Annotated in this window: 9 protein-coding genes and 1 rRNA gene; 8 read left to right on the forward strand and 2 right to left on the reverse strand. The window is 45.5% G+C overall.

Features of this window, described 5'->3' with window-relative positions:
• Positions 1 to 27 precede the first annotated feature (27 nt).
• The 6 genes from aceE (at position 28) to L5M29_RS19935 (ending at position 15,654) form a co-directional block, all read left to right on the forward strand.
• Positions 28 to 2,694, forward strand: coding sequence for a pyruvate dehydrogenase (acetyl-transferring), homodimeric type (gene aceE, locus L5M29_RS19910; protein ID WP_263164575.1), 2,667 nt, complete (start codon positions 28 to 30; stop codon positions 2,692 to 2,694).
• A 12-nt stretch (positions 2,695 to 2,706) separates the two neighbouring features.
• The gene (gene aceF / locus L5M29_RS19915) at positions 2,707 to 4,698 is read left to right on the forward strand and encodes a dihydrolipoyllysine-residue acetyltransferase (protein ID WP_263169635.1); all 1,992 of its coding nucleotides are present in this window, start codon (positions 2,707 to 2,709) and stop codon (positions 4,696 to 4,698) included.
• Between the two features lie 147 nt (positions 4,699 to 4,845).
• Positions 4,846 to 6,273, forward strand: a complete 1,428-nt coding sequence (gene lpdA / locus L5M29_RS19920) for a dihydrolipoyl dehydrogenase (RefSeq protein ID WP_105250398.1) — start codon at positions 4,846 to 4,848, stop codon at positions 6,271 to 6,273.
• 139 nt (positions 6,274 to 6,412) lie between these two features.
• On the forward strand, positions 6,413 to 10,885 hold the full coding sequence (locus tag L5M29_RS19925; protein ID WP_263169637.1) for an EAL domain-containing protein: 4,473 nt from the start codon (positions 6,413 to 6,415) through the stop codon (positions 10,883 to 10,885).
• A 281-nt stretch (positions 10,886 to 11,166) separates the two neighbouring features.
• Positions 11,167 to 13,383, forward strand: a complete 2,217-nt coding sequence (locus L5M29_RS19930; protein WP_263169638.1) for a patatin-like phospholipase family protein — start codon at positions 11,167 to 11,169, stop codon at positions 13,381 to 13,383.
• Between the two features lie 228 nt (positions 13,384 to 13,611).
• Positions 13,612 to 15,654 (forward strand): M13 family metallopeptidase, encoded by a 2,043-nt coding sequence (locus tag L5M29_RS19935; protein ID WP_263169641.1) that lies wholly within the window; start codon positions 13,612 to 13,614, stop codon positions 15,652 to 15,654.
• Between the two features lie 80 nt (positions 15,655 to 15,734).
• Here the strand turns inward: L5M29_RS19935 and L5M29_RS19940 are convergent, their stop codons facing one another.
• Both L5M29_RS19940 and hxpB read right to left on the reverse strand, forming a co-directional pair.
• Positions 15,735 to 16,076, reverse strand: a complete 342-nt coding sequence (locus tag L5M29_RS19940) for a DUF2845 domain-containing protein (RefSeq protein ID WP_028759308.1) — start codon at positions 16,074 to 16,076, stop codon at positions 15,735 to 15,737.
• A 95-nt stretch (positions 16,077 to 16,171) separates the two neighbouring features.
• Positions 16,172 to 16,831 carry a hexitol phosphatase HxpB gene (hxpB, locus tag L5M29_RS19945; protein ID WP_263169644.1) on the reverse strand — a complete coding sequence of 220 codons (660 nt, stop codon included), beginning with the start codon at positions 16,829 to 16,831 and terminating at the stop codon, positions 16,172 to 16,174.
• A 434-nt stretch (positions 16,832 to 17,265) separates the two neighbouring features.
• Here hxpB and acnB point away from each other — a divergent pair, with 434 nt between their 5' ends.
• Both acnB and L5M29_RS19955 read left to right on the forward strand, forming a co-directional pair.
• Complete coding sequence (gene acnB / locus L5M29_RS19950) at positions 17,266 to 19,863, forward strand: bifunctional aconitate hydratase 2/2-methylisocitrate dehydratase (RefSeq protein WP_263169648.1); 2,598 nt, start codon at positions 17,266 to 17,268, stop codon at positions 19,861 to 19,863.
• Between the two features lie 856 nt (positions 19,864 to 20,719).
• A 16S ribosomal RNA gene (locus L5M29_RS19955) occupies positions 20,720 to 20,942 on the forward strand; the annotation flags it as partial.

Here is a 20,942-nt window from a genome sequence, read left to right on the forward strand (position 1 = left end):
ATCATGTATATAGAGAAGGACAGTGTCATGTCTGAAGATATGCTACAAGACGTAGATCCGTTAGAGACTCAGGAATGGGTTGATGCCCTGCAAGCCGTGTTGGAACAGGAAGGCCCAGAGCGCGCGCATTTTTTACTAGAAAAGCTGATCGATAAAGCGCGTCGTAATGGCACTCACTTGCCTTATAACGCCACAACGGCTTACCTGAACACTATCCCTGCGGGTCAAGAGCCGCACATGCCTGGCAACCAAGAGATGGAACGTCGCATTCGCGCCATCATCCGTTGGAACGCTTTAGCTATGGTGCTTCGTGGTTCTAAGAAAGATTTAGAATTAGGCGGCCATATTTCAAGCTTCGCCTCAAGCGCGACTATTTATGACGTATGTTTTAACCACTTCTTCCGCGCACCCAATGAAAAAGATGGTGGCGATTTAGTGTATTTCCAAGGCCATATCGCCCCTGGTATTTATGCGCGTTCATTCTTAGAAGGTCGTTTAAGCGAAGACCAACTGGCGAACTTCCGTCAAGAAGTGGATGGCAAGGGTCTGTCTTCATACCCACATCCAAAACTGATGCCGGATTACTGGCAATTCCCAACAGTTTCTATGGGCTTAGGTCCTATCCAAGCGATTTATCAGGCGCGTTTCCTGAAATATCTGACTGACCGTGGTCTGAAAGATTGTTCAGCACAAACCGTTTACTGTTTCTTAGGTGACGGTGAGTGTGACGAGCCAGAAGCTTTAGGTGCGATTGGTTTAGCGGCTCGTGAAGAATTAGATAACTTAGTCTTCATCGTTAACTGTAACTTACAGCGTCTTGATGGTCCTGTACGTGGTAACGGTAAGATAATCCAAGAACTTGAAGGCGAATTCCGCGGCGCAGGCTGGGAAGTGGTTAAAGTCATTTGGGGTCGTTACTGGGATCCATTATTGGCCCGTGACACTAGCGGTAAGTTACTGCAGTTAATGGAAGAAACCGTTGACGGTGAATACCAAAACTGTAAAGCCAAAGGTGGCGCTTATACTCGCGAACACTTCTTTGGTAAGTATCCTGAAACGGCCGAAATGGTTGCTAACATGTCAGATGATGACATTTGGCGCTTAAACCGTGGCGGTCATGATCCTGTGAAAGTGTACGCTGCCTTAGATCACGCACAAAAAACCAAAGGTCGCCCAACGGTGATTTTAGCTAAAACCGTAAAAGGTTATGGCTTAGGTGATGCGGGTGAAGGTAAAAACATCGCTCACAACGTGAAGAAAATGGGTATCGAGTCTATCCGTTACTTCCGCGATCGTTTCAATATTCCGATCCCAGATGACCAGTTAGAAGATCTGCCTTTCTATCATCCAGGTCCAGATTCTGAAGAAGTGAAGTACATGATGAGCCGTCGTGAAGCGCTGCATGGTAGCGTGCCACAACGTCGTCAAAAGTTCACCGAAGAGATGGAAGTGCCGTCACTGAAGATTTTCGATTCGATTTTGCAGGGCTCTAACGGCCGTGAAATTTCATCGACTATGGCATTCGTTCGTGTTCTGACAGCTCTGCTGAAAGACAAGAAAATTGGCAAAAATATTGTGCCAATTATTCCTGACGAAGCTCGTACTTTCGGTATGGAAGGTTTGTTCCGTCAAGTGGGTATTTATGCTCACGAAGGCCAAAAATATATTCCGCAGGATTCTGACCAAGTTGCTTACTACCGTGAAGATAAAACCGGCCAAGTATTGCAAGAAGGGATTAACGAACTCGGCGCTATGTCTTCATGGGTATCAGCAGCGACGAGCTACTCAGTCAACGATACACCTATGATCCCGTTCTACATCTACTACTCAATGTTCGGTTTCCAACGTATTGGCGACATGGCTTGGGCTGCGGGTGATATGCGTGCTCGTGGTTTCTTAGTCGGTGGCACTTCAGGTCGTACAACGCTTAACGGCGAAGGTTTACAGCATCAAGATGGTCATAGCCACGTATTGGCGAACACTATCCCTAACTGTATTACTTACGATCCAACCTACGGCTACGAAATCGCCGTTGTGGTACAAGATGGTATCCGTCGTATGTACGGCGAAAATCAAGAAGATATCTTCTATTACTTGACCACAATGAACGAAAACTATGAGCAACCAGCCATGCCAGAAGGTGCGGAAGTGGGCATAGTGAAAGGTATCTACAAGTTAGAAACGGTTGCGGGTTCAGGTAAAGGCAAAGTTCAGTTAATGAGCTGTGGCACTATCCTTGAACAAACCCGTAAAGCGGCGCAAGCACTGGCGAAAGACTTTGGTATTACTGCCGACGTATTCAGTGTGACCAGCTTTAACGAATTGACCCGTGATGGTCAAGCCGCTGAGCGTTGGAACATGCTGCACCCAACCGAAACGCCAAAACAATCGTATATCAGCCAAGTGATTTCAAGTGATGCACCTGCAATCGTCGCGACTGACTATATGAAGATTTACGGCGAACAGTTACGTGCTTATATTCCTACCGATTACAAAGTGTTAGGTACTGACGGTTTCGGTCGTTCAGACAGCCGCGAGAATCTGCGTCACCACTTTGAAGTGGACGCTAAGTTTATCGTTATTGCGGCACTGAAATCACTGGTTGATCGCAAAGAGCTGCCTGTCGATGTGTTAGCAAAAGCCATTAAAGAATATGGTATCGACGCTGACAAGATCAATCCACAGTACGCGTAAGAGGCAATAAAAATGGCTGAATTAAAAGAAGTTTTTGTTCCTGATATCGGCGGCGATGAAGTGCAAGTGATCGAAATCTGTGTGGCTGTGGGTGATACCTTAGCCGCAGAAGAATCGATTCTTACCGTCGAAAGCGACAAGGCGACTATGGATATTCCAGCGCCTTTCGCCGGTGTTTTAGCCGAATTGAAAGTGGCTGTGGGCGATAAAGTATCTGAAGGTACTTTGATTGCTATGATGCAAGCGGCGGGCGCGGCAGCTGCCGCTCCGGCTCCAGTTGCAGCACCCGCTCAGGCGGCACCAGCATCTGCACCAGTGCAAGCGGCTCCTGCCCCTGCGACGGGCGCAACCAAAGTGGTTGAAGTGACAGTACCAGATATCGGTGGCGACACTGATGTATCGGTTATCGAAGTCTTGGTTGCTGTCGGTGACAAGATTGAAGTTGATAGCGGTTTAATTACCCTAGAAACAGACAAAGCGACGATGGACGTGCCATCACCTTTCGCGGGTGTGGTTAAAGACGTTAAAGTTGCGGTTGGCGATAAAGTGTCGCAAGGCTCTTTAGTCATCATGCTTGAAGTGGGCGGAGCTGCACCTGCAGCCGCGCCAACCGTTGCTGCCCAAGCGGCTCCTGCCGCTACGGTAGCGCCAGTGGCCGCAGCACCTGCTGCACCAGCGGCAAGTGTGGTTGCGGTAAAAGAAATTCAAGTGCCGGATATTGGCGATGCCAGCAATGTCGATGTGATCGAAGTGCTAGTCTCTGTTGGTGATGAAATCACTGCCGACCAAGGTTTGATCACCCTTGAAACTGACAAAGCCACCATGGAAGTGCCTGCGCCATTCGCCGGTAAACTGCTGTCTTTGACTGTTAAAGTGGGTGACAAGGTTTCTCAAGGTAGCGTTATTGCGACGATTGAGACTACTTCTGTTGCAACAGTAAGTGCGGGTGCAGCTCCTGCACCTGTTGCTCAAGCGGCAGTTCCTGCTCCAGTGAGCGCGGCGCCCGTTGCTGCACCTGCAAGCCGTCCACCAGTACCCCATCACCCAAGCGCAGGTACACCTGTGTCTACCGGTGCGGTACATGCGTCTCCTGCAGTACGCCGTTTAGCCCGTGAGTTTGGTGTCGACTTGACCCAAGTGACAGGTTCTGGCCGTAAAGGTCGCATCATGAAAGAAGACGTACAGGCGTATGTTAAATACGAACTGTCGCGTCCGAAAGCGACTGCTGCAACTTCTGTTGGTTCAGGTAATGGCGGTGGTCTGCAAGTGATTGCAGCACCTAAAGTTGATTTCAGTAAGTTTGGTGAAGTGGAAGAGATTCCATTAAGCCGTATCCAGAAGATTTCTGGTCCTAACTTACACCGTAACTGGGTGACTATCCCTCACGTGACTCAGTTCGATGAAGCTGATATCACTGAAATGGAAGAGTTCCGCAAGCAGCAAAACGATGTAGCGGCGAAGAAAAAAGCCGATTACAAGATCACGCCTTTAGTGTTTATGCTGAAAGCTGTGGCTAAAACGTTGCAACAGTTCCCTGTGTTCAACTCGAGCTTAAGCTCTGATGGCGAATCACTGATCCAGAAGAAGTATTTCCACATCGGTGTGGCGGTTGATACGCCAAACGGTTTGGTTGTGCCAGTCGTGCGTGACGTGGATAAGAAAGGCATTATCGAGTTATCTCGTGAACTGGCTGATATCTCTATCCGTGCCCGTGATGGCAAGCTGAAATCTGCTGATATGCAAGGTAGCTGTTTCACCATTTCAAGTTTAGGTGGTATTGGCGGTACGGCGTTTACGCCTATCGTGAACTACCCAGACGTGGCGATTTTAGGTGTGTCTAAATCTGAAATTAAGCCTAAGTGGAATGGTAAAGAGTTCGAACCTAAATTGATGTTGCCTCTGTCACTGTCATACGATCACCGCGTGATCGATGGTGCCATGGCTGCACGTTTTAGTGTGACGCTGTCAGGAATTCTGTCCGATATTCGTACTTTGGTTCTGTAATCATATAAGGCTGCTCATCTTGAGCAGCCTTTTGTTTATTGTGATCAGTATCAAACACAGGTTAAAATGCACCCACCTTACGCGCTGGCGCATTTTCGGTTGGCAGGATAGCTCCTCCAACGGATTGAATGAGAATTAGAGGAAAACATGAGTAACGAAATCAAAACTCAGGTAGTGGTATTAGGTGCAGGTCCTGCAGGTTATTCTGCGGCTTTCCGTGCTGCTGACTTAGGTCTGGAAACCATCATAGTTGAACGTTTTAGCACTTTAGGTGGCGTGTGTCTTAATGTGGGTTGTATCCCATCTAAAGCCTTACTGCACGTTGCTAAAGTTATCGAAGAAGCCAAAGCGGTTGCCGCTCACGGTGTGGTCTTCGGCGAGCCAACTATCGATTTAGATAAGTTACGTGGCTTTAAAGAAAAAGTCATTGGCCAATTAACTGGCGGATTGGGCGGCATGTCCAAAATGCGTAAAGTTAACGTGGTTAACGGTTTTGGTAAATTCACTGGCCCTAACACGCTAGAAGTGACTGCTGAAGATGGCACTGTGACTAAAGTGACTTTCGAGCAAGCGATCATTGCTGCGGGTTCTCGCCCAATCAAACTGCCATTTATTCCGCATGAAGATCCACGTATTTGGGATTCGACTGACGCATTAGAACTGAAAGAAGTTCCAGGCAAGTTGTTAGTGATGGGCGGCGGTATTATCGGTCTAGAAATGGGTACTGTGTACGCATCTTTAGGCAGCCAAATCGACGTGGTTGAGATGTTCGACCAAGTGATCCCTGCGGCAGATAAAGATGTGGTTCGCGTATTTACTAAGCAAATCAAGAAGAAATTCAACCTGATCCTTGAAACTAAAGTCACAGCGGTCGAAGCCCGTGAAGACGGTATTTATGTTTCTATGGAAGGTAAGAGCGCGCCAACTGAAGCCGTTCGTTACGATGCCGTATTAGTGGCTATTGGCCGTGCACCTAATGGTAAGTCGTTAGATGCTGAAAAAGCAGGCGTTAACGTTGATGAGCGTGGCTTTATCAAGGTTGATAAGCAACTGCGTACTAACGTACCGCACATTTATGCTATCGGCGACATCGTTGGTCAACCAATGTTGGCTCACAAAGGCGTGCACGAAGGCCATGTAGCGGCTGAAGTTATCGCTGGCATGAAGCACTACTTCGATCCAAAAGTAATCCCATCAATTGCTTATACTGACCCAGAAGTCGCTTGGGTTGGTTTGACTGAGAAAGAAGCGAAAGAGCAAGGTATTGCTTACGAAACCGCAACTTTCCCATGGGCTGCAAGTGGTCGTGCGATTGCGTCAGATTGTTCTGAAGGTATGACTAAGCTGATTTTCGACAAAGACACTCACCGCGTGATCGGTGGTGCTATTGTGGGTGTTAACGGCGGCGAGCTGTTAGGTGAAATCGGTCTAGCGATTGAAATGGGTTGTGATGCTGAAGATTTAGCATTAACCATTCACGCTCATCCAACACTGCACGAATCAGTAGGCTTAGCGGCTGAAATGTACGAAGGTTCTATTACTGATTTGCCAAACCCAAAGGCAAAGAAAAAGTAATTTAGCTGTCGATTAAAAAAGCGCTCATTTGAGCGCTTTTTTATTGCCTGTATTTTTTTGTAACTTTTATGTAAACAAGCGGATGAATTGAAGGGATTGAGCTGCTACAGTACAGTTATGGTATGCGGTAAGTTGTCACATGCAAACAAAAATAATTAGAACAATTCTGACATGTTTCATCCTTTCACTGATTAGCGTCCATTCGGCTTGGGCGGGCGGCTTTGTGCAGCGTGTTTTTACCGATAGAGACGGTTTAGCTGTCACCAGCATCCGAGGTTTAGCCTTAGATGACTATGGTTTTGTATGGGCAGCGACTGAGCAGGGCTTGTATCGGGTCAGTAATTCTAAGGTGCGGCGCATTGATAAAATTGGCACGGAATCACGGCTTGCGGATGACTTTTTAACGACAGTGGTAAACATCGACCGAGACAAGTTATTGGTCAGTACCAATGCCGCGATTTACCTTTACGATATAGTACAAAATCAATTTACCGCGTTTGGTTCTCCCTATCTATTCCCGCAGTTTCCAGGTGGTGCGCTGATATCGGCAGCCCGCAAGAATAGCAAAACATGGCGATTATTAATTGATAATGGTCAGATCTATGAGTTTTCCCCTTCAAAGTCAGAACTTCGCCTTATCACTCAATTAGCTGTTAATCGCGACCTTCCTTGGCGCAAGTTATTGCTTATGCCCAATGGACACATGTTGGTTGCGGGGCAGTTGCAACTAGAGCTCCTCGATAACAAGGGCGAACGGCTGTTCCAATACCCTTGGACCGAATCTATGGGCAGTATTCTCGATATGTTGGAGGATACTCAACATAGGATCTGGATTGCGACAGGGCGTGGTGTTTATCAATTAGATCAAATCGCTCATCAAATTACACCTGTGCCAGAATTACCCGATTGGAGCACAGCGATCATTGAAGATGCTAAAGGGTATTTGTGGTTTGCCAGTCGTATTGGCTTGTTAAAATGGTCGCCTGAGACGCGGTTGATTGAGAATTATCAGCAAGAGTTGAAGGCTGAGGCCAACATGGAAACGCTGAAAGCCATGTTGTTTGATGATGCAGGCTTGATGTGGGTTGGAGGCTCTGGTGATGGATTGGCATTGTTAGCGTCACAGCCTGATTTCATTCTTGATACTTATGCGGCAGATGAACCCTATCAGCTGAGCGATGCCATGACTTGGTCTGTACATGCCAGTGATGAAGGGGTTTGGCTCGGTTCTTCCAGTGTAGATTTTGTTGCTAAGGGCAGTAAAAAAGCGGTTAACATTCCGATTGAGGGGTTTAATCCCCACGAAAGTATTTATGATATTAGTGAGTTTGAGGACCATTATTTACTGATCTCAACAACCAGTGGTCTTTTTGTTATTGATAAAGAGACCTTGCAAGGCAGCAGTTTTTCTAAATGGACTCACGGTCAGGATGACTTTAAAAATAAGCTCATATATAAAACTTATCGGGATCCCAAACTGAAAGGACGTGTCTGGATTGCGACTACCACGGGACTCTATTTTTGGGAAATGGGACTCTATGAGCCCCAGCCATTTGATATTGATAAGTCATCGAACGAATTTGATGGCCCCAAGCGGCCAGTGATCCGCACAATTTATCGTACCTCTGACGGTCGTCTTTGGATTGGCGGTAAAAAAGTCTTTGGTTACATAGACAGTCAAAACGAGTTTCATGATCAACGGCACTTATTTAATGCTTTTGCGGCGCAACCAACGATTAGCCATATTGAAGAAATGTCCCCGGGAATTATCTGGTTTGGTTCCTATGAAAAAGGTTTGTTTGAATATAATCAGCAGGCGGAATCGTTAGTTTCACTGACTTCCGAATGGCAATTAAATTGTAGTTCAGTGTTTTTTATTCAAAAGACTCCTAAGTCAAATCTTGTGGGTTGTGCTGATTCTTTGATTCGTCAGGATATTCAAACAGGCAATATCGCTATGTTTAATCAACTCGATGGTTTGATTTCCGATGAAATGAACGAGGGCGCTTATTTTTATTCGCCAAAAACAGGCTTTTACTTAGGAACACCTGAAGGTGTGATGCGACTCGATGTCAATAGGCTGGTCAATCGTATAACCGATGACCATGTGATGCTTGAATCTGTCTCTGTGTACTATAACAACACGACAGAGGTATCCTTGTTGCCGCGTAACCTGATGACCATCAAACCCGATGCGAATATGGTGAGTTTTCAAATCACTAATTTAGATTACCTCGATGATTCGCCAATTCAATTTAAATACCGATTACGGTATCAGGATGAAGATAGCCATTACGTCTTGTTGCAGGGGGAATCTCAGATCAACCTCGCAGGATTAGCGGCGGGTGGCTATGTGTTAGATATTTTGAGTCAAGTTAATGGGATATGGTCAGATAAGCCGTTCTCTTACCCTTTTTATGTTGAGCAGCATTGGTGGTTATCCCAAGGTTTTAAAGGTATTTTGCTGTTGTTATTTTCAATTATTGCTTTAAGTCTTGCTTGGTATCGACAACGACAGATCAATACATTTAAGCAGATGAATCTGGCATTAACGGAGAGTGAGGACAGGTTAAGGCAGTCTTTGCGCGGCAGTGACTCAGATCTCTGGGAGTGGCATAAAAATACTCAGGCATTTCACCTTGATAATCGCGGTTCGGTGCTTGGTACGCATGCTAATGAGATTGTGGTGAGCTTAGAGGATTTGCCTGTGCATCCGCAGGATAGGGAGAAAGCTCTCGCTCAGTGGGATAACATGATGGCGGGTGAGATTGACCGATTCGAGGCCGAATATCGCTATCAGCGTAAGGACGGTAATTGGGGATGGCTGAGGGTTAGAGGTCGGCCAGTTGCTCGCAATAAGCACTCAAATGAAATTGAACGGGTCGCGGGTATTTATAGCGATATTACTGTGCAACGCCAGCTAGAAGATGAAATTAATTTATTGGCGAAAGCGTTTGGCAATACCTCTGAAGGTGTGTTGATTTTAGATGTCGAAGGCGGTATTCGCGTTGCGAATTACGCTGCGCAACAAATTATTGGTATAGATTCTGACGACTTAGTCGGGCAACCATTTGCACAATTCGTACAGATGAATGACGGATTAGCATCGGAGATTAAGCAACTTCTCCGTGATAGTCAGTCTTGGACCGGAGAGCGGGAGTTAATCCGCGCCAATCAGCAACTTTGTCCTGTGTGGCTAAACGTGTCTGTGATGCAAAGCATTAACGGGAAAGTAACCCACTATGTGGTGGTATTCTCGGATATCACGGAGCGTAAACGTACTGAAGCCGATTTACGCCGTTTGGCTAATTACGATGTGCTTACTGGGTTGCCAAATCGCTCCTTATTTTCTAGCCGTCTATTACAGTCGATTCAAGCTGCGCAGCAAACAGGTGAGAAACTGGCGCTACTGTTTTTAGATCTCGATAGATTTAAGCATGTTAATGACTCCTATGGTCATAGCATGGGCGATGCACTGCTGGTCGAAGCATCAAGCCGACTGCAATCTTGTATTTCCAGCGAGCATTTACTCTGTCGTTTTGGTGGCGATGAATTTGTGATTTTACTCCGCAATGCAAACAGCATTGACGATATTAACCATGTCGCCGAGCGCCTGTTGGAGCAAATTGTCGCGCCTTTTAAGTTGTATGGTCGGGAATTTTATATTTCGACCAGCATAGGCATCAGCATTTGGCCCGACGATGCGGTGCAGCCAGAAGCTTTTATCAAGAATGCCGATCTTGCTATGTACCATGCCAAAGAAGAAGGGCGAGGGAATTTTCAATATTATTCCTCGGAGCGTAATGCTCAAGCCCTCTATCATTTACGGCTAGAGGCCGATTTACGCAAAGCGATAGAGCGGCAAGAGTTCGAGCTTTATTACCAGCCGCAAATTGATATTTTGCGTAATGATAAGCTCATAGGAATGGAAGCATTAATTCGCTGGAAACATCCGCTGGACGGCTTTATTCGCCCCGATATTTTCATCAAAGTCGCCGAGGCCTGCGGTTTAATTGTTGATATTGACCGCTGGGTATTAAGACAAGCCTGTGTGCAGGGAGCCAATTGGACTAAGCGCTATGGCTCGGGCTTTAAGTTGTCGGTTAATATTTCGGCGGTGCATTTTAGGCAGCCAGATTTTATTGAAGATATCCAAAGAATTTTACAAGAAACCCAAATGCCAACTGCATCTTTAGGATTAGAAATCACCGAAGGCGTATTGATGAAGGAGTTGCATGTCGCTAAAGACCATCTGACTCGATTGAAATCTTTGGGGATCGAGGTTGCCATCGATGACTTTGGTACTGGGTATTCTTCACTGGCTTATTTGCGTAATTTTGAGGTCAATACTCTAAAAATTGATCGCTCCTTTTTGATTGATATCGCCACTAATACCGCAGATCAGGCGATTGTGAGCAGTATTATTGAATTAGCCCGTAACCTTAAATTAAATGTGGTTGCTGAAGGGATTGAGACGGTTGAGCAGTTAGAGCAAGTCTTTAGCCGTGGCTGTTATATTATTCAAGGGTATTATTTTGCTAAACCTATGTGCGTTGATGATTTTGAGCGCTATTTAGAGACAGATAACAAAATCGTCTCTATTGATCATTAAGCTAGAAACATAGTCTATTATTGGCTCGCGAATACTTAATATTTGTACAGCTGATGGGCAATCGTCTGCACGATATAAGCCAGTGAGCTTGATATGTAAACGTTATCGTCTTCAGTGATGATGGATATTTTGTTTAGCAGTTTATTCAATTAAACTTCATCTGTTTGTATAAAGAGTACACAAACTTATCACTAGTCGGTCCAGATAAAATATGACTGACGGTTAAATCGATAAGTTTGTTAATATAACTCGGATTTTTATCCCATAAAAAGTAGCCTCACATGATGCGTCAACTACTCGCTTCTATTATTTTGTGTTTGTGTGTTACCCCGTCTTTGGCTGCAGAGCGCCTTAAAATTGGTGTCGTACTCAGTGGTGGTGGTGCTAAAGGCGCTGCTCACGTCGGCGTGCTCAAAATATTAGAAGAACATAACATCCCAGTCGATTATATCGCGGGCACCAGCATAGGTGCCTATGTCGCTGGCATGTATTCACTGGGTTACAGTGCGAGTGAAGTGGAAACTATCATGATGGGGGTCAACTGGGACAGTGGCTACTCGGACACCATACCGCGCAATATTTTGAGTTACAGGGATAAACAGTTACGCGACCGTTACAATATTCCGTTAAACATTGGCTATAACGAAGGCCAAGTGAGGGCGCCAAGTGGTCTGCTACGTGGTCAGACTATGTCACAACTTTTACGTCAGTCGACAGATCTGGTACAGCAATTTGGTCATTTTGATGATTTAGCCATTCCCTACCGAGCGGTTGCAACCGACTTAGAAACTAGCTTACCTGTGGTGATTAGTCACGGCAGTATGGTTAAAGCCATGCAAGCGTCTGCAACTGTACCTGGTGCACTTCAGCCCGCACAAATTGAAGGCAAGTTATTGGTCGATGGTGGTATTGCTAATAACATGCCCGTCGATGTTGTTAAGGCCATGGGAGCCGATATTATTATCGCCGTCGATATTGGCTCGCCTCTGGTCAAAAAAGATAAATTAGACAGTACCATTGCGGTACTGGATCAGCTCTCTAATTTTTTGACCAATGCCAGCACTGAAAAACAAAAACAATTACTGACAGATAAAGATGTATTGATCCGACCCGCGATTGACGCCCTCAGCACCACTGATTTCACTATTATGCCGCTGGCATTAACCCTTGGAAAAGAAGCCGCTAATGGTCAGCTTTATAAGTTGAGCAGTATGAGCGTGAGCCCTGAGGAATATGCCGCCTACGTCGAGGCTAAAAAAGCCAAAGGTAAATTATTAATGGCGGATGTACGTCATCCCATTAATGAAATCGTATTTGAAAACCAATCTAAGGTGAGTTTGAATCTCTTGACGGAAACCTTGAATATTAAACCTGGGCAAGCTGTATCTAAAGACGAGCTTAATGAGGCGTTAAAGCGTATTTACTCTCTCAATAAATTTGAGCGTGTCGATGCTGAATTTGTAGAAGGTGAGGATGGCCGCATACTCACAGTCACCACTAAGGCTAAGTCTTGGGGGCCGAATTATTTCCAACTGGGCTTTAATTGGGAGGATGACTTTAATTCAGAATCTGCCATCAGTTTTGACATGGCTTATACCATGACCGATTTGACCTTTAATGGTGGAGAGTGGCGCAATGAGGTCAAACTCGGCATTGAAAAGTTGTTTGCAACTGAGTTTTATCAGCCTTTAGACAGGGACCAACAGTTCTTTAGCCGTGCCCGCTATCAATACGATACCCGTGATTGGGACTTATACGATAATAACAGTCGTATCTTAACCTTCGACAAGAAAACCCATACGATTGAATTAGGCATAGGTTATAACTACACCTTACAAGGGATGATTGAGTTAGGCTTAGTCGCAGAGAAGGGGTCGATAGTCAATGATGTTTGGCTAACGCAGGACTTAGATTTTAGTTCCTATGGTGCTTACTTTAGGTTCGGTTACGATAGCTTAGATAGCATTAGCTTTCCAACATCAGGTAATCGCGTAACCTTAAACGTTTACGTGCGCAATGAAGATTTCAATGACAGTATCGACGATAATCAAAACCAATTTAGTGTGCAAATAGAGGCCGACTGGAAAGGTGCCTTGAGTGTCGGTAACCACGCTTTTGTTGGTAAGGCATCAATTGCTACCAACAATAATGATGGGGTCAATACGCTGCATTTATCTGAGCTGGGAGGATTCTTAAACCTGTCTGGTTACCATAAAGACTCAATTATGGGCGCACATAAAGTGTTTGGGGCCTTTATTTATCAATATGATCTCGGGCGTGATGCGCTAGGTATGACAGATTATCCTCTATACCTAGGTTGGAGCTTAGAGGCGGGGAATGTTTGGGACGAGCGCACTGACGTCACCCTGACCGATCTGATTTATGCATCGAGTCTTTATATCGGTACAGATACTTCCATGGGACCCGCGGCACTTGGTTTTGGGATCACAGATCTTGGCGATAAGTCCTTCTATTTATTTGTGGGTAAAAACTTCTAGTTTGAGATTGGTGTAAAGAACTCAAGGGCATGACTGAGGTTGTGCCCTTACTTTTTGGTCGATGGAAAAACTATAAGCGTCATCCCTATGGAAGTTATCTTGCCGAAATAGCTAAGAGTGTCGCTAAAGTGTCATATCCTTTTACAAAATCTTACTACTGTGAGGCGTGCCAAGATGCTAAGGTTTTGCGGGAAAAATAATAACTCTCAACGGAAGCTGGGGAAAACAATGAAGAAGATAAGCACACTGGCACTGAGTATCGCCTTGAGTTTAGGTTTAGCGGCTTGTAGTAATGAGCCTAAAACTGAAGCCGTCGCGGTGTCTGGCATTGAATTGCAAAACTTTGATGCCTCAGTTCGCCATCAAGATGATTTCTATTACAGCGTTAATGGAAAATGGTTGGCAAATACGCCTATTCCTGCTGACAAATCTAACTATGGCGCGTTTTCTGTGTTGTACGACCAAAGCCAAGATGCATTGAAGAAAATTATCGACGAAGCGGCCGCTAAAAAGAATCCTGCTGCAGGCTCGAATGAGCAGAAAATCGGTGATTTCAATGCCAGTTTCATGAATACCGATTTACTTGAAACCTTAGGTGTTACACCACTAAACCCTTTACTGGCTGATATCGCAGCCGCAAGAACGCACGCTGACTTACCCGCTGTTATGGGCAAATTACTGACGACGGGTTCTGGTATTCCTTTTGGTTTTTACGTCAATAATGACGCTAAAAACTCAACTCAGTATGCGGTGTATTTAAGCCAGTCAGGCCTTACGCTACCGGACCGCGATTATTACCTAAAAGATGATCCTAAGTTTGCCGCTAATCGCCAAGCCATGGCCAAGTATGTGACAGATATACTGACTGAAGCGGGTTACAAGGACGCTAAACGTGCGGCTAAAAACGTCGCTGACATCGAAATGATGATCGCCAAAAGTCAGTGGAGCCGAGTTGAATCCCGTGATGCCAACAAGGCATACAACAAGTTAGATCGTGCTGAACTGCAAAAGTTAACCGGTCAATTCGATTTTAATGCCTTTGCTGCGAGTGCGGGCTTAGGCGATAAAGTGACTGAAGTGATCGTGCGTCAGCCCTCTTATTTTGAAAAACTCGGCGCCAGTTTCGAGACATTCCCTGTATCGGCTTGGCAGGATTATCTAGCGTTCCACTTAGTGGATAGCTACGCCGAGTTACTGAGTAAAAACTTTGTTGATTTGAACTTTGCCTTTAAGAGCAAAACCTTAATGGGTATCGAAGAGCAGCAGCCACGCTGGAAAAAAGCAGTTGATGGCGCCGACCAAGTGATTGGTGAGTTAGTGGGTGAAGAGTACGTTAAGCAATACTTCAAGCCAGAAGCTAAAGCACGCATGGAAACCATGATCAAAAACTTGATCAAAGGTTTTGAAGTCAGCATTAATGAACTTGAGTGGATGACGCCAGAAACCAAAGTCGCCGCCCAAGAAAAACTGGCTAAGTTTACCTACAAAATTGGCTATCCAGATAAATGGAAAGATTACTCAGGTTTAGATATCAAGGCTGACGAGTTAGTGGGTAACTATATGCGTTACGCTCAGTTTGAATATCAAGACATGATCAACAAGCTCGGCAAGCCAATCGATCGTACCGAATGGGGCATGACACCACAAACGGTGAATGCTTACTACAGCCCAGTGAAAAACGAAATTGTGTTCCCTGCAGCGATTCTGCAACCGCCATTCTTTAATATGGATGCCGATGATGCCGTTAACTACGGTGGTATCGGTGCAGTGATCGGCCATGAAATTAGCCATGGTTTTGATGACCAAGGCGCTAAATACGATGGTGATGGCAACCTGCGTGATTGGTGGTCAGATAAAGACAGAGAAGAGTTCCAAAAACGCGGTAAGCAGTTGTCTGCCCAATACTCAGGTTATGAGGCAATGCCCGGCAAGTTTGTTAACGGTGATTTGACCTTAGGGGAAAACATCGGCGACTTAGGTGGTTTAACCGTAGCGGCACGTTCGTATTTGATGAGCCTTAACGGCAAACCTGCACCTGTGCTCGATGGTTTAACGGGCGAGCAACGCTTCTTTGTGGGTTGGTCGCAAGTATGGCGCCGTAATTACCGTGATGAAGAACTGAGCCGACGTTTGCTGACAGATCCGCATTCACCGAGCCATTATCGTGCCATGGGTACACCACGTAACGTGGAAGCCTTTTATAAGGCCTTCGAGATGAAAGAAGGCGATAAAATGTATTTAACACCAGATGAACGTGTGAAAATTTGGTAATACATTCAGTAGATTGAAATAAGAAAAGCCAGACAATGTCTGGCTTTTTTATTGATGACAATAATCAATGATGCTGCCGATTAATGTCCATAACCTAAGGATTCAATTTTTGTGACTTTATTATCAGTGGCATACAGGCGACGCATTAAGCGTGTTGGTCCAAAGTCATAGGTCCATTCTTGATACTCAGTTGGCAACTTGCTGGGATCGATCACCCTGTCTCCGTTAGCGTTGAGATAAGTCGCTGGCAGACTGTATTCTCGAATATCACTGGGCGAGCCGCATTTATCCTGCACAGTCGTTAAAGTATCGCCCGTATTGATCACTTGTTGTTTGCAGTGCATGGTCTCACCTGCGCTAGCGGGTAAACAGGTGGACATGAGTATTAAGCCCATGGGCAGTATTAAGGACAGGTATTTCACATTGAATTCCTTCTGATGCATACACCATTGTGCTATTTATCCGTAGGGCAAAGACTAAGCTTATCCGCCCTGCAGAAACTCGGTGTGTTGTGACGTTATTTTGCCAAAATTGTTGTTAATGCCAACAAACTCTCGGCCTGATGATGGGCGATAATCCACTTAGCATCGCCTTTTTGTTCTGGCGCAGGGATCGCGACCGTTTGCATGTTGGCTGCTCTGGCGGCAATTAAGCCGTTAAAGGAATCTTCGATGGCAAGACAACAACGGGGATCAACATCTAACGCCTTAGCGCAATTCAAATAAACTTCTGGGTGGGGTTTGCCATAGATTAGGTGTTCAGCCGATTCTATCGCCATAAACTTTTCACTGAGATCTAACTTCGTTAATACTGCTTGGATAATGGTATTTGGGGATGAAGTCGCTAAGCCGATTTTAAGGCCAAGCGCTTGGCAGTGATCAATCGCTTCGTGGACGCCCTGCATAGCTTCGCCGCTAACCAGAATTTCATTTGCAACTTTATCAACAATCGTTTGGCTGACCTTGGCATTATCATAGTGTGGCCAAGGAGCCTTGTGGTACCAATAATCGACGCATTGATCGATGCGTAAGCCCGTGGTTTGTTGAATCGTTTCTATCGTCACTGGCACGCCGAGTGCGGATAACACTTCATACTCGACTCGCTGCCATAGAGGTTCTGAATCGATTAAAACGCCATCCATATCAAAAATAACGGCTTGAATGCTAAGGGATGTCATTGGTACTCCGATGGACTAAGGAAATAACTGAGATATGCAGTAAATTAAGCCTGAGTGTAAGTTCTCGCACTGCATCTTAAAAGCCAAAATGCAGCAAGATGAGAAAAATTTATACCTATTTGCTTTGGGGCGCGGAAAATTGCTTGTTCGATTTAAAATTAATGAAACATTTTTAACTATTTGTAGTGTATGGTTTTTTGTCTGTTTTCAAACTATTGTCTAATTTCACTTGTTTTAATCTTCCCGTAAGTTGGCATTCGCCGCCGGATTTAGTCCTTATTTCGCTTTTTGCCGAGTGTGACCTGATTCATACTTTTGCAAAGCTGTAGTATACTGCAGGCCGGAAATACGGGTCGATCATGTCGGACTGTCAGCTTCAATTAAGAAGACGTGCAGTTTCGTTGTTAGAGCGCCAAACAAAGAGGAATGTTGCCGTGCTAGAAGCATATCGTAAACACGTCGCAGAACGTGCTGCAGAGGGCGTAGTCCCTAAGCCATTAGATGCACATCAAGTGGCTGAACTGGTTAAGTTAGTTCAAAACCCACCCGCAGGTGAAGAGGCTTTCGTTCTCGACCTGCTTGAAAATCGAATTCCCCCAGGTGTTGATGAAGCCGCTTACGTTAAGGCTGCTTTTTTAGATGCGGTTGCCAAAGGCGCTGAAAAATCACCGATTCTGTCTGCTGAGCGTGCTACTGAGTTGTTAGGCACAATGCAAGGCGGCTACAACATCGAACCTCTGATCGCGCAGCTGGATAATCCAGCGTTAGCACCTTTAGCCGTTAAAGCTTTATCTCACACTCTGCTGATGTTTGATTCTTTCCACGATGTGGTTGAGAAGATGGAAGCGGGCAATGAGTTTGCTAAGCAAGTGGTTGAAGCGTGGGCGAATGCAGATTGGTATTTAAGCCGTCCAAAACTGGCCGACAAAGTCACTCTGACAGTATTTAAAGTTTCTGGTGAAACCAACACCGATGACTTGTCACCTGCACCAGATGCATGGTCACGTCCTGATATCCCATTGCACGCGTTAGCTATGCTGAAAAACGCCCGTGATGGTATCGAGCCTGATGTTGCTGGTGCCGTTGGCCCAGTGAAAAAAATTGAAGCATTAAAAGCACAAGGTCATCCATTAGTATATGTGGGTGACGTTGTGGGTACGGGTTCATCACGTAAATCTGCGACTAACTCAGTACTGTGGTTTATGGGCGATGATATTCCATTCGTACCTAACAAGCGCGCTGGCGGTTTCTGCCTTGGCGGTAAAATTGCACCGATTTTCTTCAACACTATGGAAGATGCGGGCGCACTGCCAATCGAGCTTGATGTGAACAAGATGGAAATGGGCGATGTGATTGACATCTACCCATACGCCGGTGTGGTTAAGCGTCACGATAGCGACGAAGTAATTTCAGAATTTAGCTTAAAAACGGAAGTCTTGTTAGACGAAGTTCGTGCTGGTGGTCGTATTCCATTGATCATCGGTCGTGGTTTAACTGACAAAGCCCGTGACGTATTAGGCTTAGGGTTATCTGACGTCTTTGTACGTTCTCAAGATGTCGCTGATACCGGTAAAGGTTATACGCTTGCGCAGAAGATGGTCGGTAAAGCTTGTGGCGTAGCGGGTGTGCGTCCTGGTCAATACTGCGAACCTAAGATGACGTCTGTCGGTTCACAAGACACGACAGGTCCTATGACCCGTGATGAGCTGAAAGATTTAGCTTGTTTAGGTTTTAGTGCTGATTTGACTATGCAGTCATTCTGCCACACTGCGGCTTATCCAAAGCCAGTGGATGTGAACACACATCATACTCTGCCAGATTTCATCATGAACCGCGGCGGTGTATCACTGCGTCCAGGTGACGGTGTTATCCACTCGTGGTTAAACCGTATGCTGCTACCAGATACCGTTGGTACGGGTGGTGACTCACATACGCGTTTCCCAATAGGTATTTCATTCCCAGCGGGTTCTGGCTTAGTAGCGTTTGCTGCTGCGACTGGCGTTATGCCACTCGATATGCCTGAATCCGTATTAGTGCGCTTCAAGGGCAAAATGCAACCGGGTATCACACTGCGTGATCTGGTTCATGCTATCCCATTAAAAGCCATTGAACTGGGCATGCTGACCGTTGAGAAGAAAGGTAAAGTAAACATCTTCTCTGGTCGCGTACTGGAAATCGAAGGTCTTGAAACCTTGAAAGTTGAACAAGCTTTCGAATTGTCTGATGCTTCAGCTGAGCGCTCTGCTGCCGGTTGTACCATCAAGTTAGACAAAGAACCTATCATTGAATACCTGAACTCAAACATCATCATGCTCAAGTGGATGATCGCTGAAGGTTATGGCGATCGTCGTACGATTGAACGTCGCATCAAAGGCATGCAAGAGTGGTTAGCCAATCCTGAGCTGATGAGTGCTGATAAAGATGCTGAGTACGCTGCAGTAATCGAAATCGACTTAAATGACATCAAAGAGCCAATCCTGTGTGCGCCAAACGATCCTGATGATGCCGTTTTACTGTCATCTGTTGCGCAAACTAAGATTGATGAAGTGTTCGTAGGTTCTTGTATGACCAACATCGGTCACTTCCGCGCAACCGGTAAGATGCTAGACAAGTTTGCTAAAACCCTGCCAACACGTCTGTGGATTGCACCACCGACTAAGATGGATAGAGATCAGCTGACTGAAGAAGGCTACTACGCGATTTTTGGTCGTGTAGGCGCGCGCATCGAGATCCCAGGTTGTTCACTGTGTATGGGTAACCAAGCACGTGTAGCTGAAGGTTCAACTGTGGTATCGACTTCTACCCGTAACTTCCCTAACCGTTTAGGTACAGGTGCTAACGTTTACTTAGCCTCTGCTGAACTGGCTGCGGTTGCTGCGCTGTTAGGTCGTCTGCCGTCACCTGAAGAATATCAAGAATACGCTAAAGAGTTAGACGCAACTGCGGCTGACACATACCGTTACTTGAACTTTGATCAAATCGAGTCTTACACAAAAAAAGCATCGGAAGTGATCTTCCAGACAGCTGTGTAATCGATTGCCGTTAAGGTAACTTGATGTAAAAAGCCAGCGTAAGCTGGCTTTTTTGTGGGTTTGTTTTATTTCTACATCTATATGCACCAATGAACCCTATCATAGTCATGCTTTAGTTCTTACATCACAAACTCGCTACTTACTAATGGTCACGCGTTGTCGCTATTAAAACAAATCCATTTAAGCCGATCCGTAGGTCAATCACACGCTTAGCCTCGTTTAATCTTCATTTTAAAAGACGAAAGTCTTCTATTTTTATAACTACTAACAAATCATCTGATGGCTTTTGGCTATACATAATGCGAAACAAAGGCGTAGTCTTGACTGAATTGTGGATAACTTTGGGGGTAAGTGGTGGGTATGGTGTGGCTAGATTAGATAATTAGAATTAACTGCAAATTTCCTTAAAATAGGGGTTGCGGACTTTCTTAATCTCCCTATAATGCGCATCCACTGACACGGCAGACAGCGTTAAGCAGGCTGGTGTGACAGTTCATCGATGAGTTTAGTGATTGATGAGTGTTAAGAAAGTTTGCAAAAACTCCTTGACGCGAAACGGGAAATGCGTAGAATACGCAGCCCTAGCCAACTGGAAGCGTTCGACGCTCAGTCTGGTACTCAAGTTCTCTTATGAATATTGAGTTGCTCTTTAACAAGATAAAACAAGAAATCTGTGTGGACACTCACAGGTGTTGAGTTAATCGAAACTGCTTAGCCTTCGGGTTGGCAGTCAAAAATTTAAATCAATGTAACAATGAGTGTTCATAGTAATATGTACAGTTTGTTTCTTTAGYKAGAAACAAAAAATCAGAATTCATTGAGCCGCTGACGTCGCAAGACGGAAGCAACAAAACTTTAATTGAAGAGTTTGATCATGGCTCAGATTGAACGCTGGCGGCAGGCCTAACACATGCAAGTCGAGCGGCAGCACAAGGGAGTTTACTCCTGAGGTGGCGAGCGGCGGACGGGTGAGTAATGCCTAGGGATCTGCCCAGTCGAGGGGGATAACAGTTGGAAACGACTGCTAATACCGCATACGCCCTACGGGGGAAAGGAGGGGACCTTCGGGCCTTCCGCGA

Source organism: Shewanella sp. SM95 (assembly GCF_025653595.1).
GTDB lineage: Bacteria > Pseudomonadota > Gammaproteobacteria > Enterobacterales > Shewanellaceae > Shewanella > Shewanella oncorhynchi.